General features: G+C 69.5%; 20 protein-coding genes and 2 rRNA genes (1 of these 22 only partly in view). 9 read left to right on the top strand and 13 right to left on the bottom strand.

Translation table 11 applies throughout. The features are described from left to right. From MYMAC_RS35635 to MYMAC_RS35625, 3 genes are all read left to right on the top strand, one after another. Positions 1 to 2,540, top strand: a 23S ribosomal RNA gene (locus MYMAC_RS35635) (it extends 423 nt beyond the left edge of the window). Positions 2,541 to 2,700: 160 nt separating this feature from the next. Then, positions 2,701 to 2,817 (top strand): 5S ribosomal RNA (gene rrf / locus MYMAC_RS35630). Between the two features lie 413 nt (positions 2,818 to 3,230). Next, positions 3,231 to 3,674, top strand: a complete 444-nt coding sequence (locus MYMAC_RS35625) for a hypothetical protein (protein ID WP_095961312.1) — start codon at positions 3,231 to 3,233, stop codon at positions 3,672 to 3,674. Positions 3,675 to 3,677: 3 nt separating this feature from the next. Here the strand turns inward: MYMAC_RS35625 and MYMAC_RS35620 are convergent, their stop codons facing one another. Beyond that, on the bottom strand, positions 3,678 to 3,878 hold the full coding sequence (locus MYMAC_RS35620) for a SlyX family protein (protein ID WP_013937015.1): 201 nt from the start codon (positions 3,876 to 3,878) through the stop codon (positions 3,678 to 3,680). Between the two features lie 67 nt (positions 3,879 to 3,945). On the opposite strand from MYMAC_RS35620, the gene MYMAC_RS35615 reads away from it, so the two are divergent. Continuing rightward, a complete protein-coding gene (locus MYMAC_RS35615; RefSeq protein WP_013937016.1) occupies positions 3,946 to 4,248 on the top strand; it encodes a hypothetical protein in 303 nt (100 codons plus the stop codon). A gap of 18 nt (positions 4,249 to 4,266) precedes the next feature. Here the strand turns inward: MYMAC_RS35615 and MYMAC_RS35610 are convergent, their stop codons facing one another. The 3 genes from MYMAC_RS35610 to MYMAC_RS35600 all read right to left on the bottom strand — a co-directional run bounded on the left by MYMAC_RS35610 (position 4,267) and on the right by MYMAC_RS35600 (position 6,157). Further along, complete coding sequence (locus MYMAC_RS35610) at positions 4,267 to 5,166, bottom strand: tetratricopeptide repeat protein (RefSeq protein ID WP_239989664.1); 900 nt, start codon at positions 5,164 to 5,166, stop codon at positions 4,267 to 4,269. 104 nt (positions 5,167 to 5,270) lie between these two features. After that, on the bottom strand, positions 5,271 to 5,615 hold the full coding sequence (locus MYMAC_RS35605; RefSeq protein WP_013937018.1) for a hypothetical protein: 345 nt from the start codon (positions 5,613 to 5,615) through the stop codon (positions 5,271 to 5,273). A 116-nt stretch (positions 5,616 to 5,731) separates the two neighbouring features. Next, a complete protein-coding gene (locus MYMAC_RS35600; protein WP_095961311.1) occupies positions 5,732 to 6,157 on the bottom strand; it encodes a hypothetical protein in 426 nt (141 codons plus the stop codon). A gap of 212 nt (positions 6,158 to 6,369) precedes the next feature. Here MYMAC_RS35600 and MYMAC_RS35595 point away from each other — a divergent pair, with 212 nt between their 5' ends. Beyond that, positions 6,370 to 6,597 (top strand): hypothetical protein, encoded by a 228-nt coding sequence (locus MYMAC_RS35595; protein ID WP_013937020.1) that lies wholly within the window; start codon positions 6,370 to 6,372, stop codon positions 6,595 to 6,597. Between the two features lie 110 nt (positions 6,598 to 6,707). Here the strand turns inward: MYMAC_RS35595 and MYMAC_RS35590 are convergent, their stop codons facing one another. From MYMAC_RS35590 to MYMAC_RS35575, 4 genes are all read right to left on the bottom strand, one after another. Further along, on the bottom strand, positions 6,708 to 7,547 hold the full coding sequence (locus tag MYMAC_RS35590; protein WP_095961310.1) for a hypothetical protein: 840 nt from the start codon (positions 7,545 to 7,547) through the stop codon (positions 6,708 to 6,710). Then, positions 7,544 to 8,302: a hypothetical protein gene (locus tag MYMAC_RS35585; RefSeq protein ID WP_095961309.1), complete on the bottom strand. Its 759-nt coding sequence runs from the start codon at positions 8,300 to 8,302 to the stop codon at positions 7,544 to 7,546. The genes MYMAC_RS35590 and MYMAC_RS35585 overlap by 4 nt, the downstream gene beginning before the upstream one ends. Beyond that, the gene (locus tag MYMAC_RS35580) at positions 8,299 to 10,254 is read right to left on the bottom strand and encodes a TonB-dependent receptor (RefSeq protein ID WP_239989222.1); all 1,956 of its coding nucleotides are present in this window, start codon (positions 10,252 to 10,254) and stop codon (positions 8,299 to 8,301) included. The genes MYMAC_RS35585 and MYMAC_RS35580 overlap by 4 nt, the downstream gene beginning before the upstream one ends. A gap of 584 nt (positions 10,255 to 10,838) precedes the next feature. Continuing rightward, complete coding sequence (locus MYMAC_RS35575; RefSeq protein WP_239989221.1) at positions 10,839 to 11,246, bottom strand: hypothetical protein; 408 nt, start codon at positions 11,244 to 11,246, stop codon at positions 10,839 to 10,841. A gap of 186 nt (positions 11,247 to 11,432) precedes the next feature. Here MYMAC_RS35575 and glpD point away from each other — a divergent pair, with 186 nt between their 5' ends. Together glpD and MYMAC_RS35565 are read left to right on the top strand one after the other, a co-directional pair. Next, positions 11,433 to 13,130, top strand: a complete 1,698-nt coding sequence (gene glpD / locus MYMAC_RS35570) for a glycerol-3-phosphate dehydrogenase (RefSeq protein WP_013937025.1) — start codon at positions 11,433 to 11,435, stop codon at positions 13,128 to 13,130. Between the two features lie 234 nt (positions 13,131 to 13,364). Then, the gene (locus MYMAC_RS35565; RefSeq protein WP_095961798.1) at positions 13,365 to 15,179 is read left to right on the top strand and encodes a S8 family serine peptidase; all 1,815 of its coding nucleotides are present in this window, start codon (positions 13,365 to 13,367) and stop codon (positions 15,177 to 15,179) included. Positions 15,180 to 15,197: 18 nt separating this feature from the next. Here the strand turns inward: MYMAC_RS35565 and MYMAC_RS35560 are convergent, their stop codons facing one another. Beyond that, positions 15,198 to 15,692, bottom strand: coding sequence for an anti-sigma factor family protein (locus MYMAC_RS35560; protein ID WP_095961308.1), 495 nt, complete (start codon positions 15,690 to 15,692; stop codon positions 15,198 to 15,200). Then, positions 15,689 to 16,303, bottom strand: a complete 615-nt coding sequence (locus MYMAC_RS35555) for an RNA polymerase sigma factor (protein WP_043709860.1) — start codon at positions 16,301 to 16,303, stop codon at positions 15,689 to 15,691. Before MYMAC_RS35555 ends, MYMAC_RS35560 begins: the two co-directional genes overlap by 4 nt. Before the next feature lie 159 nt (positions 16,304 to 16,462). Between MYMAC_RS35555 and MYMAC_RS35550 the strand changes: the two genes are divergently transcribed. Next, positions 16,463 to 17,707: an acyltransferase family protein gene (locus tag MYMAC_RS35550; protein WP_095961307.1), complete on the top strand. Its 1,245-nt coding sequence runs from the start codon at positions 16,463 to 16,465 to the stop codon at positions 17,705 to 17,707. Positions 17,708 to 17,761: 54 nt separating this feature from the next. Here MYMAC_RS35550 and MYMAC_RS35545 read toward each other — a convergent pair whose 3' ends face one another. Next, a complete protein-coding gene (locus MYMAC_RS35545) occupies positions 17,762 to 18,055 on the bottom strand; it encodes a FruA-associating protein, FapA (protein ID WP_095961306.1) in 294 nt (97 codons plus the stop codon). Positions 18,056 to 18,232: 177 nt separating this feature from the next. Continuing rightward, positions 18,233 to 19,282: an NAD(P)-dependent alcohol dehydrogenase gene (locus MYMAC_RS35540; protein ID WP_095961305.1), complete on the bottom strand. Its 1,050-nt coding sequence runs from the start codon at positions 19,280 to 19,282 to the stop codon at positions 18,233 to 18,235. A gap of 117 nt (positions 19,283 to 19,399) precedes the next feature. Here MYMAC_RS35540 and MYMAC_RS35535 point away from each other — a divergent pair, with 117 nt between their 5' ends. Further along, positions 19,400 to 20,305, top strand: coding sequence for a LysR family transcriptional regulator (locus MYMAC_RS35535; RefSeq protein ID WP_095961304.1), 906 nt, complete (start codon positions 19,400 to 19,402; stop codon positions 20,303 to 20,305). A gap of 17 nt (positions 20,306 to 20,322) precedes the next feature. Here the strand turns inward: MYMAC_RS35535 and MYMAC_RS35530 are convergent, their stop codons facing one another. Beyond that, positions 20,323 to 22,395, bottom strand: a complete 2,073-nt coding sequence (locus MYMAC_RS35530) for an ATP-binding protein (protein ID WP_095961303.1) — start codon at positions 22,393 to 22,395, stop codon at positions 20,323 to 20,325. Between the last annotated feature and the right edge of the window lie 71 nt (positions 22,396 to 22,466).

Raw genomic sequence — 22,466 nt, 5'->3', positions numbered from 1 at the left:
GGGACACGTGCAATCCTGCCTGAATCAGCCGGGACCATCCGGTAAGGCTAAATACTCCTTGGCGACCGATAGTGAACTAGTACCGCGAGGGAAAGGTGAAAAGAACCCCGGTAAGGGGAGTCCAAAGAACCTGAAACCGCATGTCTACAAGCAGTTCGAGCACTACGGGGCAACCCAGTGCGAGAGCGTACCTTTTGCATCATGATTCGGCGACTTAATATACGTAGCGAGGCTAAGCCGTTAGGTGGAGCCGGAGCGAAAGCGAGTCCGAACAGGGCGAATAGTTGCGTGTATTATAACCCGAAGCGGGGTGATCTACACATGGCCAGGTTGAAGTGCGGGTAACACCGCATGGAGGACCGAACCCGTGAAAGTTGAAAATTTCTGGGATGAGCTGTGTGTAGGGGTGAAAGGCCAATCAAACTCCGTGATAGCTGGTTCTCCCCGAAAGATATTTAGGTATCGGCTCGGGCAATTCAATGCCGGAGGTAGAGCACTGGAACGGCTAGGGGTCTCACCAGATTACCAAACCGTACCAAACTCCGAATGCCGGCAATTGTTATCCCGGGACGCAGTCAGTGGGTGATAACGTCCATTGGCAAGAGGGGAATAACCCAGACCGACAGCTAAGGCCCCCAAATCTAGTCTAAGTGAACACTAGAAAGGATGTGGCAGGTCATTGACAACCAGGAGGTTGGCTTAGAAGCAGCCATCCTTTAAAGAAAGCGTAATAGCTCACTGGTCAAGACAGGCCGCGCCGAAAATGTAACGGGGCTCAAGACTAGTGCCGAAGCTTCGGGCCATACGTAAAGCGTGTGGCGGTAGGGGAGCGTCCCAGTTGCAGCGAAGGTCGACTGAAAAGGCGGCTGGAGCGACTGGGAGTGCTGATGCCGAAATGAGTAGCGATAAAGGGGGTGAGAAACCCCCTCGCCGTAAGCCCAAGGTTTCCTGGGTCAAGTTAATCTTCCCAGGGTTAGTCGGAACCTAAGCCGAGGCCGAAAGGCGTAGGTGATGGAAAGCGGGTTAATATTCCTGCACCATCTTGTGAGCGTTGAACTAAGGGAGGACGGAGAAAGCTAGGCGAGCTGGCCGGTGGTTGTGCCAGTCTAAAGGTGTAGGGGTGTCGCGTACGAATAAAGGCGCGGCAGTCATCCCCGAGACTCCATGGCGCCCCGTCAGGGGTAAGTCGCTGATGCTCTGCTTCCAAGAAAAGTCCCGTAGGGAGCTTACAGGGTGTCCGTACCGTAAACCGACACAGGTGGGCGAGGAGAAAATCCTAAGGCGCTTGAGAGAACTCTCCTCCAAGGAACTAGGCAAATTTCCACCGTAACTTCGGAAGAAGGTGGGCCTCTGGTAGGTGTAGGCGTACAGCCGAAGCCGAGAGAGGTTGCAGAGAAATGGCGGTAGCGACTGTTTACCAAAAACACAGGACTCTGCGAAGGCGACAAGCCGACGTATAGGGTCTGACTCCTGCCCGGTGCTGGAAGGTTAAGGGGATTCGTCAGCCGCAAGGTGAAGCGATGATCCGAAGCCCCAGTAAACGGCGGCCGTAACTATAACGGTCCTAAGGTAGCGAAATTCCTTGTCGGGTAAGTTCCGACCTGCACGAATGGAGTAACGACTTCCGCGCTGTCTCGGAGAGGGACTCAGCGAAATTGAAATAGCTGTGCCGATGCAGTTTACCCGCAGCAAGACGGAAAGACCCCGTGAACCTTTACTATAACTTGACAGTGACACTAGGGATTGACTGTGTAGGATAGGTGGGAGCCTTTGAAGCCGGGCCGCTAGGTTCGGTGGAGGCAACGGTGAAATACCACCCTGTTGATTTCTGGTGTCTAACCATGTCCCGTCAGCCGGGATTGGGACACTGTCTGGTGGGTAGTTTGACTGGGGCGGTCGCCTCCCAAAAAGTAACGGAGGCGCGCGATGGTTCCCTCAGCCCGATTGGAAACCGGGCGTCGAGTGCAATGGCATAAGGGAGCTTGACTGCGAGACGGACACGTCGAGCAGGTGCGAAAGCAGGTCATAGTGATCCGGTGGTCCTGAATGGAAGGGCCATCGCTCAACGGATAAAAGGTACTCCGGGGATAACAGGCTTATCTCCCCCAAGAGTTCACATCGACGGGGAGGTTTGGCACCTCGATGTCGGCTCATCGCATCCTGGGGCTGGAGCAGGTCCCAAGGGTTTGGCTGTTCGCCAATTAAAGCGGTACGCGAGCTGGGTTCAAAACGTCGTGAGACAGTTTGGTCCCTATCTGCTGTGGGCGTAGGATACTTGAGAGGCTCTGACCTTAGTACGAGAGGACCGGGTTGGAGGCACCGCTGGTGTACCAGTTGTCTCGCCAGAGGCATCGCTGGGTAGCCATGTGCCGATTGGATAACCGCTGAAAGCATCTAAGCGGGAAACCGACCTCAAGACCAGGTATCCCGGGCGCAAGCCCCTGAAGACCTGTCGAAGACTACGACGTTGATAGGCCGGGTGTGTAAGCGTGGTAACACGTTCAGCTAACCGGTACTAATTGGTCGTGAGGCTTACTTTCCCCATTCTCTTGCATGCCCCCTCGTGGGGAGTAAGGGACTCGGGGCCAAGGCCGAGGCTCGAGTGCTTCACGCACTCGCCTGGAAGACTTGAAACGCACAGCGAGACATTCGCTCAGCAATGAATTGAAACTTACCCTTTGTATGCACTGTCGCTGATTTTCCGGTGGCTATGTCGGAGGGGTCCCACCCGTTCCCATCCCGAACACGGAAGTTAAGCCCTCCAGAGCCGATGGTACTTCGCGGGAAACCGCGCGGGAGAGTAGGTCGCTGCCGGATTCTTTTTGGAAAGCCCCCGGTGTCCCTCGTGGACACCGGGGGCTTTCGTATTTGGGGCCCCGTGCAGACTCCGGGGGGCTGCTGGCACCAGGTGGTTTCACCGCCGGGCCCGCAGCCGGCGCACGGCACCCACGGCCAGCAGCGCCGCCACCGTGGCCAGCACGTGCTCGGCCCGCGTCGCCCCTTTCTCCACCGCGTCCACGGTTCCGTTGAGTTCGCCAAGGCATCGCGCTCATCCGCGAGCGGCGGCGGTGATGAAGGGGCGTCGTGGCCTGCACGCACCACGTCCGCTGTGAGTCACTGACTTCCGTTGAGGCTGGCTTTGCCGAATTGATTCGCCGTGTGACTGGCTTCGCCGCGCTCGGCTTGGTTGAGTGAGGTTTCCCCCCGCTGTGTTGAGAGGAGCCTCTCGAATGAAGCTGCTTCGTCCTTGCCTTGGCGCGCTGCTCGCGGCCGGCCTCTTCCTCGTTCCCACGAAGTCCGAGGCGGCGGTTCGTGTCGGGCTTGGGGCTGACTATTGGATTGATGAGAGCGCGGCCTTCAACTTCACCCTCGGCGTCGAGACGCCGCTCGCAGGGCCCCTGACCGTCGGCGCTCGCTTTGGCGCGATGCTCATCACCGAGGGCAACGACATTGGTGTGCCCGTGGACCTGGTCCTGCGCGCGAACCTCCGCAAGTCAGGTGTCTACATCGAAGGCATGGCCGGTCCCTGGCTCGTCTTCGGTCGCGGAGATACCTTCCGCGCGCACGCCGCGTTCGGCTTTGGCCTTCAGGGGAAGGCCGCGAGCATCGGCCTCGAGGTGGGCTACCTGGAGCCCAACCCCACCATCGGCTTGCGTCTCGGCTACAAGTTCTGAGCCTCAGTAATGCGGTGGGCGCTCGTCCTGACGGGCGTCCACCAGGCCGGGCTCGGCTTCCAGCTTCTGCTTGAGCCGCTCCACCTCCGCCCTGAGCTGGTCGATGACCTTCTGCTGTTCGTACAGCACGCCACTGAGCTCCTGCAGCAGCTCCTGCTGGTGCATGTAGCGGATTTCCAGCTCGGCGATTCGCTTCTCGTCCATGGGCCGTCACCCATATCCCGGCGAGGAGGCCCGCGTCCCCACCTCGTTGTGCCTTGCGCCCGCTCACATGAACGTCGACGAACACATCCAGCGCGCCCGTGAGCTCCTCGCGCGGAATCAGCCCGAACTGGCCGAATCCGCGCTCAGCGACGCCATTGATGCCGCTGTCGCCGCCGAGGACATCGTCCTGCTCACCCGGGCCCGGTTTGCGTTGGGGGAGCTGCTCTTCCATCAGGAGCGCGATGCGGAGGCCATTCCCTATCTCCTGGCCGTCGTCCGCACCGAACGGGTCGACGGCGCCGTGGACACGGAGGTGAAGGCCTCCGCTCGCATGCTCAGGCAGATACGTGGCATCGAGCCTCGCGGGTAGGCCGCTTGGCCCAGTGTGTCAGGGAAGGCTGCAGGACTGGCGAATCAACTCCGGCTGCCCGGAAAAGCGGCGCTCCAGGTCCATCCGCGTCAGCCGGGCGTCGTCGATGCGCCGCTCCTTGAGCTGAATCGCGCAGAGGGCCGCGAGCGCCTTCGGGTCCGCCATGTCCAGCCGGTCCGCCTGCCGCAAGGCCTCTTCCGCGGTGTCCATCTTGCCCAACCGGTGCCACGCGAGTCCGAGTTCGAAGTAGCCCATGCTCAGCTTGGGATCCTCCGCCACCGCCTCCCGGAACAGCTTCACCGCCTCCGCGTCGTGCCCCTCCCGGCTGTGCACCCGGCCCTGTTCCACCAGGAGCCTGGCGTGCGGAATCCGCCCCTCGAGCTTCCGAAGCACCGCCAGTGCCTCGTCCCCTCGCTCCGCCGCGCTCAGCAGGTGCGCATAGCGCAGGCCCACGAGCGGGTCGCCAGGGGCCTTGCCATGGGCTCGCTCCATCGATTCGGCCGCACCCTCGACGTTCCCGTCCTTCTCCTGGAGCTCGGCTCGAAGGAGCTCCGGGCGTGCATCCCGTGGTGCCAGCGCCTCCGCTCGCGCCAGGGAGGCGCTCACGCACCGGCTCATCCGCTCCACGTCGCAAATCCTCGCCAACAGGAGCTGGGTCTCCACCTCCTGGGGACCGCGGCGCTCGGCCTCCAAGGCCAGCGTATGGGCGTCATCCGGGGCGCCGTCCAGCAGCAGCGCAGCGGCCTCCCGTAGCTCCGCTGGGGTGGCCTTCGCATCGTCCTTGAGGGGACGCAGGAAGGGGACTCGCTGCGACACGCTCGGCATGGCTCGAGCGATGGAGAGCTGCTGCTCGGGCATGTTCCGGGGGAGCAGGAGCGGAATGAGGTGGATGAGCGTCGCCACGATGCACACGGCCAGCAGGCTGCGTGTTCCTCGGCTCCACAGGTGGCGACGCGCTCCCGCTGCTTCCCGCACTTCCACATCTCCCCGAGGGGCGCTCCACCCCTCCGCGTGTCCTGCTACTACACTGCCCGCAGTCTTGGACGTAGCCCCGAGGGCAGCTCCAGGCCACAGCTCCAACACAGCTCGAAGTTGCCGGGGTTCTCTTCGCGGCACCGGGGACACTCCACCGACCGCTCGGCCTGCTCCTGGTTCTCCCGGAGCTCCGCCAGGAGCCCCTTCGCGTGCTCGAGCTCGCGCGGCTCCACCCAGAGCTCAATCCAGGTCTCCGCGCTCGGAATCTCGCCGCTCAGTGGGGCGAGGGCTTCCCCGCGCACCTCCACTGACACGCCCATGGCTTCCAACGCGCCCGCCAACAGCCGCGCTTCTCCCACCGTGCGATGCACGGACAACTGCACGCGCCTCATGCCCTTCTCTTCACAGAACCGGCGCTCGCCAGCAACTCTGGCCGGCGCTCCGCTTCCGCCCGCCCGATGAGCGGCCCACCAGCAGGTCCAATCCCGGGGCGGCTGACGCCGAGGCCCTACTGCTCCTCTTCGCGCAGTTGGTGAGGCAACACCGCGTGCGCGTGTCGGGGCGCCCGGGCGTGAAGCTCGGAGGTCAACAAGCGGTCCAACTCCTCGAGCAGGGCGTCGTAGAGGCGGCCAGCGCCCCGGGCGGGAAGCCGCTCGGCGGCCACGCGAACCCGGGGAGACTCCTCGTCCTCGTAGGCGAGCGTCACCGCCAGGCCCTCGGGGCCGTCGGCCTGGGGCACCAGGACCGCGGGAGCGGTGTCCCGGCTGGCTTGCTCGAAGAGTGGGCCCAGGCGCTGGATTTCAGCTTCTGTCAGGGCGCGCTCGCTGACGACCTCGCCCTGCTCCAGCACCCTCAGGTGCTTCATGCCCTCCAACCGGAGCGCCTGCGCGCCCGTGTTGGTTCGCCCGCTGCGCTCGTACGTTACCGTTCTCACCCCCGTTTCACCTCCTGGGGCTGGAGGTAGGCACCCGCGAACGCCGCCGCATCCCGCGACTCCGTGGCGCCAACGGTCCGTGCCTGCCGACGTTCGATGTCGTGTGCTTCCCGACATCAGATGAACACTTCCGCACGAGTGTTCCCGCCTGGGTCGCTTCTTAGTTTCGAGCCTCCCCGGCACTTTCGCTTGGGGACTCCCGAGGTAGGTCCATGAGCAAGGACAGCGGCAAGAACCAGAACGACCAGCGCGCCAACACGAAGAACCCCAACAACCCCGCGCACAAGGCGTCGCAGGACAACCGCTCCAACCAAATGAACCCGAACAGCCCTCGGCACCCGGGCAACAACCCGAACGGCGGGAGCAACAGCGGCGGGAACAACTCGATGGGCGGTAACTCCGCGGCGAACTCGTCCGGCTCCTCGCACAACAAGAGCTGAGCTTTGAAGGCTCCAGGCCTGGGGAGGGTCGGCCCCGGGCCTGGGGACTCATGCTGGCGCGGTGGCCGGCCGCTCGTGCCGTGCCACCGCGCCAGCATCCCTCCGCGTGGTCAGCGCGCTCGGGGCTCGCACTCCCCCTCGCCGCGGTAGTGCCCCAGGTTGCGCGTCAGCGCCGTGATGAAGTCGCGCAGCGTCCGGACGTTGCCCACGCCGCCCGTGCCGTACTGGCCCGACGGCAGCTCCGTCAGGTCCACCGCCGCCAGCTCCTCGAGCGTCACCTCCCCGTCAGGGCCCGCGATGCCCAGGCTGTCCGCGGCGGCCAGCGCGTCGAAGCGCATCTGCGCGTCCGGCGACTGGAGGTCGTCGAAGAAGAGGTGGTCGCCGTGGATGGTGAGCTGCACCGTCTCCTCGCCGTCCTTGGGCACCGTCACGCCCGCGCCCAGCCCCGGGCTCTCACAGTGCTCGTAGACGGTGTTGGTGTTGAAGCCCCAGGCGAAGCGCTTGGTCTCCGCGCCCTGGGTCGCCGTGCCCTCCAGGTAGACGGAGTAGCCGCCGTCCTTCATCCGCGTGACGTCCGCGGCGTCCGCGTTGCCCGCGACGGCGTTGGCATTGGGGGCGATGGCGAAGCTGACGTGGTCCCACTCCTGGGCTGGCACGTCGCGGAACGTCTCCACCACCACCGGGCCGGGCTTGTGCACGTCGAACACCCGGGCCTGCGTCATCTCGATGACCGTCTCATCGTGGTTGCCGGCCTTCACCTCGCCGAGCACCACGAGGAACTTGCTGAAGCGCACCGTCCAGCCGTCCACGATGCCGTCCTCGTCACCCACGGCGGCGGGAATCTCCTGCTCGATGTAGTCCTCGCCGTAGGTGGTGAACGTCACCGTGCCCGCGCCGTCGCTGCACGCCATCAGTCCCAGACAGGAAAGCCCCAGCATCCACTTCTTCATTGCGCAGCTCCTTCCACCCACGTCACGACGTAGGCAGTGGTGTCTTCCACGCCGCGCATCAGCGCGTTCTGCGCCTGGCTGTCGGCGGGGAAGGTGTAGACGCCATCCGCGTCCGAATCGGTCGCGGTGGCGAAGTCGATGCGGCCCAGCCACGTCCCCAGGTTGACGGCGATGCGCACGCGGCCCGCCTCCATCCCCAGGGACTTCTCGAAGCGCACGCCCTGGATGGGCTTGGGCAGGCTGGCCGTCGCCTCGAAGGGCCGCTCGGCGCCCTCCGCGTTGCGCGCCGTGCCCCGCACGCGCATCGCATGGCCGCCCAGCACGCCCTGCGCGTCGGTGGTGGACGTGGGCGCCGTCAGCGTGAGCTCCAGGGAGCCGTACTCTCCCGTCACCGCGCTCGCGTCGCCCAGCGTGGCGCCCGTGAGCAGGTCCACGGTGTGGGTCGTCAGCACTTCGGCCAGCGCGTCGCCCGGCGCGTAGTGGCCCGGGTGCGCGTGGGCCGTGCCGCCGATGAGGGTGTACCAGTCGAAGCGGTGGGCCGTCAGGGCGCGGCCCTCGAAGAACCGCACCGGCCCCACGGAGAGGTGCGCGGACTCCACCGTCACCGTCCAGCCCCGCTCGTTGGCGCCGGACATGGGCGTGGAGGTCACCTCCACGGGGAAGGTGCGCCGCTCCGCTTCGCTGCCACAGCCGCTCAGGACCGTGGCCGCGGCGGCCAGCGCCAGCGCGCCGGAGAGGATGTGTCTGCGATTCATAGGTGGACCTCCAGGGAGAGCGAGGCCATCCGTGGCGACCCCGCGGTGAAATGCCGTGCCGGGACGAGGCTCGCCGCGGCGCCAGGGTCGAAGCGCGAGCCGTAGACGAACTCGCCGTCCCGCCAGCGCGCGTCGAGCAGGTTCGAGACCTCCAGCCGCAGTCCCAGCTCGCCCCGGCGGATGGCGATGTGCGCGTCCGCGAGGAACACGGGCGCGCTGCGCTCGCTGAAGGGGAGCGGGCGCGGGCCGATGAAGGTGAGCCCCGTGCCCACGGACAGCGTGCCGCCCCCGAGCCACGCCCATGGCAGCGGACCATCCCAGCCCACGTCGGCGCGCGCGACGAAGGGCGCGAAGTAGGGCAGCAGCGCATCCGAGGCCCGCACGTAGGCATGGGCGAAGGTGGCGCTCACCGACGCGACGAGCCCCGGCAGCGGGCGGGCCTGGAGCGCGGCGGAGATGCCCGAGCGCAGCGTCTGTCCCGTGTACACGGTGGTGCCCACCGTGTGGTCGAAGAAGAAGTCGTTGTCCACCTGCGAGCCGAAGAGGCTGAGCTGCAGGGCCCAGTGCTCGCCGTCCTTGCGCGAGCCGAGCTCCGCGCCTCGGAGGGAGACGAAGGGGGCGCGCTCGCCTTCCGAGAGGCTGCGCGCCTGGGGCGAGCGGAAGCCATCACCGTAGCTGGCGAACAGGCGCCACGCGTCCGCGTCGTCTCCCAGCGCGTACTCCACGCCTGCCTTCGCGCCCAGGTGGACGCCGAAGGCGCTGCGTGAATAGCCCTGCCCGTCGTAGTAGCGCGGGTCCCTGAACGCGAGCGCGTCGAAGACCTCCACGCCCAGCGCGTCCGCGCGGCCGCCCAGGCGGAAGGACCAGCGACCCAGGGGCATGCGGGCCTCGGCCCAGCCCCAGACGTCCGTCTGGGTGAAGGCGGCGTCAATCTCGTCGGAGAAGAAGGTGCCGTCGGACTCGCGGTAACGCCGCTGCGTCTGCTCCACGCTGTCCCGCCGCGCGCCCAATCCGAGCTCCAGCGCCACCGGGCGGCCGAAGGCACTCACGGACCTCCGATGCTCGGCGCGCGCGCCCAGCGTGGTGGCGTTGTTCGTCTGCTCCAAGCCGTCACCGCGCTCGTCGACGCGGAAGCCGGTGAAGTTGTTGCGCAGCCGCAGGTCCGACAGGATGCCGAAGACCTCCAGCTTCGTGCGCCCGTTCCCCGTGCGCGGCAGGTCCATCCCGAGCAGGAGCTGGTGCCGTGACACCGAGCCACCCTGCCGGCCCAGCTCGGCGGAGAAGAAGTCGCTGCGGCCCGCGAGCAGGTCGTCCTCGCGCACCACGCCCGGCGAGTCGAAGCGCGTGACGTAGCTGCCTCCCAGCGCTCGGACCGTCAGCCCGTCCCCGAAGGTCGTGGTGGCCTGCGCGAGGAGAGAGGCGCGGCCGTAGCCTCGCTGGGGGCCAAAGCCCCTGCCTTCTCCCAGCTCCACCGCGGCGAAGGTCCCCGCGTCCTCTCCCGGCCGCACCGTGGCGACCAGCCGGCGCTGGCCGTACTGGCCCAGCGTGCCCAGGAGCTGGACGCCAGGCTCGGCGACGCCCAGGTCCATGCGCACCGTCCCCGCGACGGCGAAGTCGCCCTGGGCCGCGCGGTAGGAGCCCTCCGTCACCTCAATCGATTGCACGACCTCCGGGATGACGAAGTTGAGGTCCGCGTAGCCCAGCGCGTGGATGTGGCTCACCTCGTTCACCGGCAGGCCGCCCACGTCGAGCTCGACGTCCTGGCCGTGGAGCGCGTCGAAGCCTCGGAGGAAGAGCTGCTGCGCCTTGCCTTCGCCGCTGTGCTGCGAGGCCACGAGGCCGGGGACGGCGCGCAGGAGGTCCACCGCGTTCCGGCGCGGCGCCGCGTCCAGGATGTCCCGGCCCAGCGTCACCTCGGAGGCGCTCTGCGCGGGGCGCGCGCCGCGTACCACCGTGGACTTTGACGGAGCGGCCTCGGCCTCGTTGTCGGAGGTTACGGTGGACGGGGCGGTGACTGTCGCCGTTGCTTCGCCGTCTGTCTGCTCGGTGGGGTGTTGCCTGCGGGCGGAGCCGGGCTCGGTGGTCTCGGATGTGTCCGCTCCGTATGCCGCGTCACCAGTTGGGCCGACGGGATGTTGCTGATGGCGCCGTTCGGGCTTGTTGGCCTCGGATGTCGTAGCTCCGCCCGTCGCGTCGCCTGACCTCACGCTGGGGTTTGGCGTCGCGCTGTCTTCGGGAAGCGCTGACACGAGAGCCCACTCCCGTGCCGCGACCCGCGGACGGTCCGAGGGCGACAGGGCGAGGACACACGACGACAGCGCGGTAACGAGGAGCACGGGCACGTACGGACGCACGGCGGCGCAGGCCCTTCGCTTCGGCGTCGCATCCACGCGCAGCACTTCGCGCGTCACACGATGCCTCGGGCATTGGCCTCACCGGGACGGGGTTCAGGGCGGAATGGGCAAGCAAGGCACACGGACCCATGCGTGCCTCGCACGCGTGGCTCCCCGCGCTGGCTGCGTGCGGTGGACGCCGGCTATGGGCCTTGCGGCATCGCCGTCGGGCGCACCGCGGAGCCCGGCGCCCGCGAGAGGCCCCGCTGGACTTCCGCCAGCCACGACACCTCACGCACGCGCGGCGGCTTCATCACCGCCCAGGCCACCGCCACCGCGTGCAGGTGCTCCACGGAGCCCGCTGGGTGCTCGTGCCCGCGCTGCTGCTCATCGTCGGGGGCCGGCGCCTCCGCGCCGTCGCCGCCGGAGTGGGTGTGCGCACCGTGCGCGTGAGCGTGCCCGTGCGGGTGTGAATGGGCGTGATGAGGGTGGTGATGCCCCCCGCCGCCATGCGCCACCACGGCGTGCAGCACCGGCGCCGCGGCGAGCCCGTACACCAGGACCATCAGTCCCAGGCTGGCCAGGTCGCGTCGGTCGTGGGGGTTCAGCAAGGCCGTGGAGCCCGGGGCAAGGGGAGGGGTCGGCCGCCTCCTATCTGTCTTCATCCGGACGCGCAAGGCGCCGTCCCCCACGGATGGACGGCTCTCCAACACCCGCGGGCGCGCTCCATGTATCGCGCTTGACGCAGCGCATTGGTTTCCGCTGCCCTCGCCGGCCAACGTCGCTACACTTATGCCGTGCGTTCCGAATCCGCCGCGCTCAGCCGTGTCGCCTCCGAAGCTGTCGCGCCCCCCCCGCCGTCCCGTGCCGAGCGCCTGCGCGCCCTGGCCACGGAGCCCTTCGACGTCCTCATCATCGGTGGCGGCGTCACCGGCGCGGGCTCCGCGCGGGACGCCGCGCTCCGGGGCCTGAAGGTCGCCCTCGTCGAGCGTGAGGACTTCGCCAGCGGCACCTCCAGCCGCTCGTCCCGGCTCATCCACGGGGGCCTGCGCTACCTGGAGCATGGCCACCTGGGGCTCGTCTTCGAGTCCAGCATCGAGCGCCAGCGCCTGCTGCGGCTCGCGCCGCACCTGGTGCGCCCGCTCGCCTTCATCTGGCCCGTGTACGCGGGCGCCCGCGTGCCGCGCTGGAAGCTCAACGCGGGCCTCATGCTGTACGACGCCCTGTCCCTCTTCCGGAACGTGAAGGGCTACCGCCGGCTCAACGCGCGGCAGGTGCACGCGGCCGAGCCGGGCCTGCGCACGGACCACCTCAAGGGCGGCGCCCGCTACTACGACGCCGCCACCGACGACGCGCGCCTCACCCTGGCCAACGCCGTGGGCGCCTCCGAGGCGGGGGCCACCGTCCTCAACCACGCCTCCGTGAAGGGCCTGGTCCTGGAGCAGGGGCAGGCGCGCGGCGCCACGGTGGTGGACCACCTCACCGGCGAGGAGGTCACCGTGCGCGCCCGGGTCATCGTCAACGCCACGGGCCCGTGGAGCGATGAAATCCGCCGGCTGGATGCGCCGGATGGGACGAGCCCGGCCGTGCGCGGCAGCAAGGGTGTCCACCTCGCCGTGCCGCGCGAGCGCGTGAATCACCGCGACGCCTTCACGCTGCTGTCCCCCAAGGACGGCCGGGTCATGTTCGTGCTGCCCGCCGGCAACTTCACCATCATCGGCACCACGGAGACGGCCACGCGCGCGCACCCCGCGGAGGTCCGCGCCAGCGAGAGCGACGTGGCCTACCTGCTGGAGTCCGCCAACGCCTTCTTCCCCGAGGCGCGCCTCACCCGCGCGGACGTGGTGAGCGCGTGGGCCGGCATCCGGCCCCTGGTGGCCAGCGGCTATCACGGCACGCAGGCCGACGCGGGCAGCGCCAGCCGGGAGCACGCCATCGACGTGAGCCCGTCCGGGGTGCTCGCCATCAGCGGGGGCAAGCTCACCACCTACCGCGTCATGGCGCGCGACGTGGTGGACGCGGTGGAGCGCCGCCTGGGGCAGCCTCGTCGCCGCTCGCCCACGGACTCGCTGCCCCTGCCCGGCGGCGACATCCGCGCGCTGGACGCCGAGTTCGCCGCGGCGCGCGCCGAGGTGGGGGACGACGCCACGGCCGTCCACCTGGTGCGCGCCTACGGCAGCCGCTGGCGCCGCGTGTGGGCCCTCACCCAGGAGGACACGTCGCTGGCCAGGCCGCTGGCCGAGGGCCTGCCCTACCGGGCCGCCGAGGCCGCCTGGGGCGTCACCCACGAGCTGGTGCACACGCTGTCGGACCTGCTCATCCGCCGTCTCAAGGTGGCCTTCGAGACGCGCGACCAGGGCCACGCCGCGGCGCGCGTGGCGGCCGAGGTCATGGCGCCCCGGCTGGGCTGGGACGCCGCGGAGACGCAGCGGCAGCTCGACGTGTACGCCGCCGACGCGCTCCGCGTCTTCGGCGTGGACCCGGCCGAGGCGTGAAGGGGCGGACGCTCCCTCGATGGGAGCGTCCGGTGCCGCACGCCCACATCCGACGGCTGCCCGCCCCGCGCGTCCTGCCGCGAACAGGGGCGCGAGCGGTTGGTGCTCCGACGTGGTTAACTTGCGCTCCGGGAACGGATGCAGGTGTCCTTCCGTTCACGCGCGTCCCTGGAAATCCACCAGCCGCGCCGTGCCGTGCGACGCCTGCTGGACGGGGCACTCGAGGAGCGTGAAATGAAGCGTTACGCCTGGCTGGGTCTGGTCGGTGGGCTGATGGCATGTGGTGGTTCGGATGACAAGCCCGAGCCGTGCCCCGGCACCGAGGCGATGTCCCTGCCACCGATGAGCTCGTCCGCCGCGTACAGCTCCGCGGCCCTGCCGGCGGAGGATGGCGCGCAGGACGTCATCATCTCCTTCCGCCAGCGCGTCTTCGCCACCGCCCAGGCCAACACGGACGCCTTCGCCGACGAGGTGACGCGCGCCGGGGGCGTCGTGAGGCGGCGCATCCCCTCGCTGAACATGCTGTCCGCGCGGCTGTCACCCGAGGCGCGCGAGGCGCTCGCCCGGAATCCGGACGTGGTGTCGGTGTCGCCCAACCGCAAGGTGCATGCCCTGGGCCTGTCGCGGCCGCCGTTGCCCGCGCAGGCGCTCCTGGGCGCCGAGCCGCGGCCGGCGCCCAACACCGTCGGCTCCGTGGGCGAGTACACCGAGGGCCTGAAGATGGTGCAGGCCAACCAGGTCTGGGACGCGAACAACGACGGCGTCCTCGACGAGGGCCGGCCTTCGGGCACGGGCATCAAGGTGTGTGTCATCGACAGTGGCTGGGACAACCGCCACCCGGAGCTCCAAGCGGCCTTCATCGGCGGCAAGGACTTCATCAGCGGCTCCGCCAACGCGCTGGCGCTGGACGCGCAGGTCGACGTGGCGGGCAACGTGCTGCTGTGGGGCGGCGGTCACGGCACGCACACCGCGGCCACCATCGCCGCGCAGTTGGGCGCGGGCGGCCGCGTGCGCCTGGGTGATGACCCCAACGGCACGGTGGGCGTGGCCCCCACCACGTCGCTGCTCATCGCGCGCGTGCTGAATGAGCGTGGCTCGGGCAACACCGACGACGTCATCGCCGCGCTCGAGTGGTGCCAGCAGCAGGGGGCGAACATCGTGTCGCTGTCGCTGGGCGCCTCGTCGGAGAACACGGCCGAGAAGGAGGCCTTCGACCTGGCCAGGGCGAATGGCGTGCTGGCCATCGCGGCGACGGGGAACTCGGGAGCGAACAAGGTGGCCTACCCGGCCCGGTACGACTCCGTGGTGGGCGTGGGCGCGGTGACGTTCGCGGGGGAGTGGGCCAGCTTCTCCCAGTACGGCGAGGGCACCAACCTGGTGGGCCCCGGCGTGGGCGTGCTGAGCGCCACCATCCTCGGAGGAGCGCCGTACGGCGAGGTGGCCGCGAGCGGGCAGCAGTTCGCGTCCAATCCCCTGGAGTACTCGGCCGTGGGCGCCTATTCGGGGCGGATGGTGGACTGCGGCCTGGGCGGCAGCATCTCCGACTGTGGAGAGGCCGCCACCTGTGATGGCTTCGTCGCCTACGTGGACCGCGGCGGCGGCATCCTCTTCGAGGAGAAGGTGCGCAACGCCATCCAGGCCGGCGCGAAGGCCGTCATCATCGGCAACCACACCGCCGAGGAGGGCGCGGGCAACTTCACGCTCAACGGCCCGTCCTCGCGGTGGGTGCCCACCGTGTCCGTGTCCCTGGAGTCGGCCAACATCCTGCGCGGGATGGTGGGACAGGAGGTGTCGTTGGACGTCAACGGCCTGGACTACACGCTGCAGACGGGCACCTCCATGGCCACGCCGCACGTGACCGGCGTGGCGGCCCTGGTGTGGAGCCTGAATCCCGAGCAGCTCGACGCGGAGATGGTGCGCAGCGCCCTGCTCGAGACGGCCCGGGACCTGGGGCCCACCGGGTGGGATCCGAACTACGGCGAGGGCCTGGTGCAGGCGGCGGAGGCCGTGGAGTACGCCGAGGGCCTGCTGACGCCGCCGGCGCCGTAGCCCGCCGCGCGGTGCGTCTCAGCGCAGGGGCAGCAGGGGGGAGGCCACCAGGCAGGCCCCCACGCGGGCCTCCAGCGCCGCCACCGCTTCGCGCGAGGGGTCGTCACACCAGTCGACGGTCAGCGAGGTGGTGGCGAGCGTGTCGGGGTGAGCCCACCGCTCGTCGGGGCTGGGGCCGCGCGTCACCTGGAGGGTGGTGAGGCCCACGAAGGCCACGGACGCCATCGCGGCGGTCAGCATCTTCCCCCAGTGCCGCCAGCTCACCTTCGACGGCTCGGGCCGCGCCGCCGCGGGCTTGCGCAGCCGGGCCTCCAGCGCGGCGAAGTCCAACGCGGGCCGGGCGGGCAGGCGCCGCGCGCGCTGGGCCATCCACCCGCGCTCCGCCCGCAGCCAGCTCAGCGCGTGCTGACAGGCGGGGCAGGCGTTGGCGTGCGCGCGGACCCGCGCGGTGTCCTCGGGGGAGAGCTCGCCGGCCAGCAGCGCGTCCAGTTCGGCTTCGCGACAAGTGCTCACGGCCTGCCTCCGACGTGCGCGGCGAGCTGTTCGCGCAGTTGGAGCCGCGCGCGGTGGATTTCGTTCTTCACCTTCTGGAGCGACCAGCCCATCACCGCTGAAATCTCCTCGTAGGGGAGGCCGTGGTCGATGCGCAGCAGCAGCGCCGCGCGCCGGTCCTCGCGCAGCGCCCCCAGCGCGCCCGCCAGCAGCCCCTCCAGCTCCCGGTCCAGCAGCAGGTCCTCCGGCGTGGGCGTGGGCAGCACCGCCTCCACCTGGCTGCCATGGACCTCGTCGTCCATGTCCACGTGGACCCCCCGGTGTCGCAGCGACTCCAGGTAGACGTGCCGGGCGATGCCCAGGAGCCACGCGCCCAGCCGGTCCTCGTCGCGGAGCGCGCCCAGCCGCGCATGGGCGCGGACGAAGGTCTCCTGCGTGGCCTCATCCGCCGCGGCCTCGTCGCGCAGCAGGTCCTTGAGGAAGCGCCACACTCCGGCGGCGTGCCGTTCGAACAGCCAGCGGAAGGCCACGGGGTCGCCCGTGCGCGCGCGGCGCAGCAGCGTCCGCTCCCGGTCCGTGTCGGACGGGGGCGCACCTGCCAGCACCATCTTCACCGCGGAAAGGAGGGCCACGGCACCAAGGTGTCACGAGCGGCGCGGGAGTTTCACGCGCGCGTGCGTTTTTCCCGCGCCCGGCTGCCTGGTGGCGGGACGGACACCCCGCACCGCAATCCCACGCACGCCGGGTGGTGGTCTTGTTGAATGACAGTCGTTGTTGGTAAGAGACTTTTCATGTCCTTGAACTCTGGCCGTGGGGATGTGCCCGCGGCGCACGCTCCGCGCCTGCAGGGCCACCTGCCCGTGCTGGATGGCGTGCGAGGTCTCGCCGTCCTGCTGGTGGTGTTCTTCCACACGACGCACCTGAGCGACCAGAGCGTGGCGGGGCGCGTGACGTGGTGGCTGGCCGGCGCCGGCTGGACGGGCGTGGACCTGTTCTTCGTCCTCTCCGGCTTCCTCATCACCGGCATCCTCTGGGAGGCGAAGGGACAGCCGTACTTCTTCCGCAACTTCTACATGCGCCGCTTCCTGCGCATCTTCCCGCTCTACTACCTGGCGCTGGCGGTGTCGTTCCTGGTGCTGCCGTCGCTGGCGGGCCGGCTGGGGCTGGACGAGCGCATCACCACCGACGGCGCCGTCTGGTACCTGCTGTACCTCTCCAACTTCTACCAGCTCTGGGTGGACACGACGCACCCCATCCTGGGCGTGGTGTGGTCGCTGGCCATCGAGGAGCAGTTCTACATCGTCTGGCCCTTCCTCATCGCCGCGGTGTCGTACCGGGGCGCCATCCGGCTGTGCGTCGCCACCATCGCGGTGGCCATCCTGGCGCGCGTGGGGCTCACGCTGTACGGGGCCAGCATCGAGAGCACCTACGTGGTGACGTGCTGCCGCGTGGACTCGCTGGCCATGGGCGGCCTGCTGGCCATGGCGCTGCGCCACCCGGAGGGGCTGGGCCTGAAGGCCTTCCCGTGGATGCGCTGGGCGGCCTGGGCCTCGGTGCCGGTGGTGCTGGCCCTGGTGGTGCTGCCGGTGGGCCCCACCTTCGAGCTGGTGAAGCGCACCGGGGGCTACACCGCCATCGCCGTCCTCTACGCCGTGTGCGTGTACAAGGCGGTGGCCGTCTCCAAGGGCCACGTCCTGCACCGCTTCCTCACGACGCGGCTGCTGCTCACCTTCGGCAAGTACAGCTACGCCATCTACCTCATCCACTCGCCGCTGGACGCCATCCTGCGGCGCACGGTGCTGAAGACGCCGCTGAAGACGGTGGCGGGCTCGGACCTGCCCATGCAGTTGCTGTTCTACGTCGTGGCCGCGGGGCTCTCGCTGGGGCTGGCGCTGGTGAGCTGGAACCTCTTCGAGAAGCACATGCTCAAGCTGAAGGACTACTTCCCCTACGGCCGGCCTCCCGCGCCCGCGCCGGTGTCGCTGCCGGAGAGCGCCCAGGCCGAGCGGCCCGAAGGTTCCGCCCGGGTGGCGTGACGTCCGCTGGCGTGGCCCGGCGCCAGGTGCTGGCGCCGGGGCCTCGGCTCGCCATCAATCCCGGCGCCGGGAGAAGGCCTCCGCGACGCGCAGCGCCCAGGTCTCCGCCGAGTCGAGCTCCGCGCGGGCGCTGGCGAAGCGGTCCAGGGACGCCTCCGAGCCGTCCCGCGCGAAGATGGCGTCGTGCAGCTCCTTCTGTGCGCGACTGAGCCAACGGCTCGCCTTCTGGCGGAGCTGCGCCGCCTGATAGGGCGTGGGAGCGGCGAGCGCTGGGGCCAGCAGCTCTTGCTCCTCGGGGTAGGGGGACGTCACCTTCGCGAAGCCGGCCTGTGCAGTCGTCGTAGTCATGCTTTGAGAATTCGCACCCGACGGCGAGCAGGCACCTGACCGGTGGGGCAGGACAGTGTGCACAGGCGTGCACTGTCCTGCCCTCCAGCGCGGGTGGGCGGGGCGCGACTTCCAGCAGGGGCCGTCGTTACCTATCGGCCAGTGTCCCGCGAGGTGGGAGCCGAGGCTCCCGGGCGGCTACTTCCGCAGACTCGCGAGGTCGATGACGAACCGGTACTTCACGTCTCCCTTCAGCAGCCGCTCGTAGGCGTCGTTCACCTGCTGGATGGAAATCAGCTCGATGTCGGAGACGATGTTGTGCTTGCCGCAGAAGTCTAGCATTTCCTGCGTTTCCTGGATACCCCCAATCATGGAGCCCGAGAAGCTCCGCCGCATGGGGATGAGGGAAAACGGACGGACGTCGAGCGGCTTCTCCGGGGCGCCGACGAGGACGAGGTGCCCGTCCCGGCGCAGCAGGCGCAGGTAGGCGTTGAGGTCGTGCTGGGCGGAGACGGTGTCGAGGATGAAGTCGAACTTCCCGGCCTGCGCCGCCATCTCGTCCTTGTTGGAGGAGACGACGACGGCGTCCGCGCCCAGGCGCGCGGCGTCCTGCTTCTTGCGGTCGGTGTGGCTGAAGACGGTGACGTGGGCGCCCATGGCCTTGGCCAGCTTCACGCCCATGTGGCCCAGGCCGCCCAGGCCCACCACGCCCACGCGCTGGCCCGGCTGCACGTTCCAGTGCCGCAGCGGCGAGTACGTGGTGATGCCGGCGCACAGCAGCGGCGCGGCGGCGGCGGGGTCCAGGTTCTCCGGAATCTTCAGCGTGAAGGCCTCGTCCACGACGATGGCCTCGCTGTAGCCGCCCTGGGTCACCGTCCGCCCGTCCTTCTCCTTGCTGTTGTACGTCTGGATGTTGCCCTTGTCGCAGTACTGCTCCAGGCCTTCCTTGCAGCTCGGGCAGGTGCGGCAGGAGTCGACCATGCAGCCGACGCCGGCCAGGTCGCCGACCTTGAGCTTCTTCACCTGGTCCCCCACGCGGACCACGCGGCCGATGATTTCGTGGCCGGGCACCATGGGGAACAGCGAGCCGCCCCACTCGTCGCGCGCCTGGTGCAGGTCGGAGTGGCAGACGCCGCAGTAGAGGATTTCAAGCTGCACGTCGCTGGGGCCGGGCTCGCGGCGCTCGAACTGGAACGGGGCGAGGGGGGACTTCGCGTCCTGGGCGGCATAGCCGCGAACGGGAATCATGAGGGGTGCTCTCCTGGCGCTTGGGTGTTGTCTCTGCTCAGCGGAACGGAATATGCGTCCGCGCGCCCTCGCGCGTAACGGGCGAAATCGGGACGCGCTGCTTAGGAAAGCTTCACAATGGCCTTCACGCCGCTCAATGCCCTGAATGCCTTCCTGGTGGTGGGCCGCAAGCGCAGCTTCGCCGCGGCGGCCACGGAGCTGGGCGTGTCCGCGTCCGCCCTGAGCCAGTCCGTCCGCCAGTTGGAGAAGCGGCTGGGCGTGGTGCTGCTCACCCGCACCACGCGGAGCGTGGCCCTCACGGACGCCGGGCGCCGCCTGCTGGAGTCCGCCGGGCCGCCGGTGGAGCAGGCGCTCGAGGCGATGAAGACGGCCACCGCCCAGCCGGGCGAGGTGACGGGCTCGGTGCGCCTCACCGTGCCCACCGTCGCCGTCTCCTCCGTGGTGACGCCCATCCTGGCGCGCTTCCTCCAGCGCCACCCGCGCGTGGAGGTGGACCTGCGCGTGGAGGACCGGCTGGTGGACGTGGTGGCGGAGGGGCTGGACGCGGGCATCCGCATGTCGGAGGCGCTGGAGCGCGACATGGTGCAGGTGCGCCTGTCACAGGGCTTCCGCTTCGTCGTGGTGGGCGCGCCCGCGTACCTCGAGCGGCGGGGCACGCCCGAGCGGCCCAGGGATTTGCTGACGCACGACTGCCTCTGCATCCGCTCCGAGACGACGGGCGCCCTCTACCAGTGGGAGCTGGAGCGCGGGCAGCGGAGCTGGCGCGTGCCGGTGCGCGGGCCCTTCGTCAGCGCGCACTGGAAGGCCCACGTGGAGCTGGCCGAGGCCGGCCTGGGGCTCGCCTATGTCTTCGAGCCCTCCGTGGAGGCGGAGCTGGCGCGGGGCAGCCTGCGCCTGGTGCTGGAGCCCTACGCGGCGCGCGTGGAGGGCTTCTTCCTCTTCTTCCCCAGCCGCGCGCAGGTGTCGCCCGCGCTCCGCGCCTTCGTGGACGTGGCGCGCGAGGTGACGGCGCCGCCTCGCTGAAGCCGCCGCGCCCCGGGCTACGCGGTGGGGATGTTGCGGACGCGGCCGCGCACGAGCGCCGCTTCGTCCGCGTGGCCCGTCTCGTCCAGCAGCGCGGCGGCGCGGTGGAAGAGCAGGGCGGCCTCCAGGTGGCGCAGGGCGGCGGCCTCCGCGTTGGCGGCGGTGACGAGGAAGGGCACCGCGCGGCGCGGCTCGTGGCCGTCCATCCAGTGCTGGGCCACGACGACGGGCGCGGCGCCGCGCTGCTCCAGCGCCACGGCGAGCCGGCGGTGGAGCAGCGTGCCCAGCGCGCCGGGGACCCCCTGGCGCACCACCTCGAAGAGCAAGTCGTTGGTGAAGCGCTCGCCCCTGAGAATCTGCGCGCCCTCCAGCTCCGCCACGTGCGTGACGAGCGCCAGCGGGTTCATCTCCAGGACCTCGCTGGCCAGCTCCAGCGTGAAGTCCGTCTTCGCCAGCGACGCCAGCCGGGCGACGAGGAGCGCGGACGGGGACAGCCGCTCCAGCCGCTGCTGGATGAGCTGCTGGCCCCGGCCGGAGGCGGGGACGTGTTCGGGCCAGCCGCGCTCCAGGCCGCCCGTCTCCAGCAGGTACTTCAGCGTCTCGGTGATGAAGAGCGGGTTGCCGCCGGTGTGCCGCGTCACGGCCTGCGCCAGCTTCTCCGCGCCGGGCAGCTCCAGGCTCTGGAGCAGCGCGCCCACCGCCTCGGAGCCCAGGGGCCGCAGCTCGATGAGGATGGCCAGCCCCGCGTTCACGAGCTGATGGACGAAGGCGGTGGCCTGCGGTGACAGCTCCTCCGCCCGGTAGGTGTCGATGAAGCGCGGGAAGCGGCCGCCGGGCTCGGGGGCGTGGCGGCGCGACAGCATCAGCACCGCGAACTCCGCCGTGGCGCTGTCCATGAACTGGAGGTCGTCGGCCACCATGGCGTCCATGCTGGCCGCGAGCTGGTAGACGAGCTGGCACTGCGCCTCCAGGAAGCGGCTGCGGTCGGCCTCGTCCACCATGGGCGGGGGCAGGCCTTCCTGTCCGGCCTGGTCCGGCAGGAGCCGCGCCAGCTCCCGGCGCACCCAGCGCGGCAGGTCCGGGTCCGGCACCCGGGCCAGCATCTGCCGCACCAGGCGCACGTGCGAGGAGTACGGCACGCTCTGTTCGCCGGGCCGCGCCTCCAACACCAGGTAGCTGCCCCGCGACGCCGCGAAGTCATGGGCCAGGCGCGTCTTGCCCACGCCCGGCTCGCCGGCGATGAAGATGGTCTGCCCCGCCTCCCACGCGGCCTCCATCCGCGCCCACTCGCGCTCGCGGCCCACCAGCACCGGCGGCCGGAGCACGGAGAGCGGCAGCCGGCTGGTGGGCGGCGGCACCGGCTTGGGCGCCGGAGGGCCCCGCTCGATTTCGCGCGCCAGCGCCACCGTCTGCGGCAGCGGCGTGGTGTCCAGCTCCTCGCGCAGCAGGCGGCGGCAGCGCTCGAAGGCGTTGAGCGCGGCCATGCGGTCGCCGGCCACGTAGTGCAGCCGCATCAGCCGGCGCCACGCCTCCTCCGAATACGGGTCCATGGTGAGGAGCTGCTCGGCGAGCGCCAGCGCACCCGTCAGGTCCCCCCGCCGCTCCCGCGACTCCGACTCCGCCACGGCGGCCCGGCGGCGAAGTTTGTCCAATCGCTCCCGCGCGCCCTCCAGCCATGTTTGGAATTCAGTGCAATCTTCGTATTCCAGGGCGCCGAGGAGCACGCCTTCCAGCGCGAGCGCGTCCGCGTGCCGCCCCGCGAGCACGTGGGCCTGGAGGTCCGCGGCGTCGGAGCCGACGCCCTCGCACAGCGAGAGGACATCGGTGCCCTGCACCAGCTCCGCGCCGCAGGCCAGGCGCAGCCGGCGCAGGAGCTGTCGCATGTTGTTGCGCGCGGTCGTCTCTCCAGACTCCGCCCACAGGAGTCCGGCCAGGCGGTACTTCGGGTGGGGGCCTTCCAATGCCAGCCATGCGAGGACGGCGGCGGTCCTCCGCTCCAGCGGAATGCGCGACTCGCCGACCCGGAGCCGGGCTTCACCCAAGAGTTCCAGGCGAATGCGTTGAGTATCTGCGGGGGCGTCGGCTGCCATGTCCTCCGGGATTCCTCGCATGGGCGGGGCCCCAAGGTAACACGTCCGCCGAAAACCTCCGTCACGGGTAG

Origin of the sequence: Corallococcus macrosporus DSM 14697, from assembly GCF_002305895.1 — a bacterium.
GTDB lineage: Bacteria > Myxococcota > Myxococcia > Myxococcales > Myxococcaceae > Myxococcus > Myxococcus macrosporus.
The sequence above is the reverse complement of the archived record's forward strand: the minus strand, read 5'-3'. Positions and strand labels throughout refer to the sequence as shown.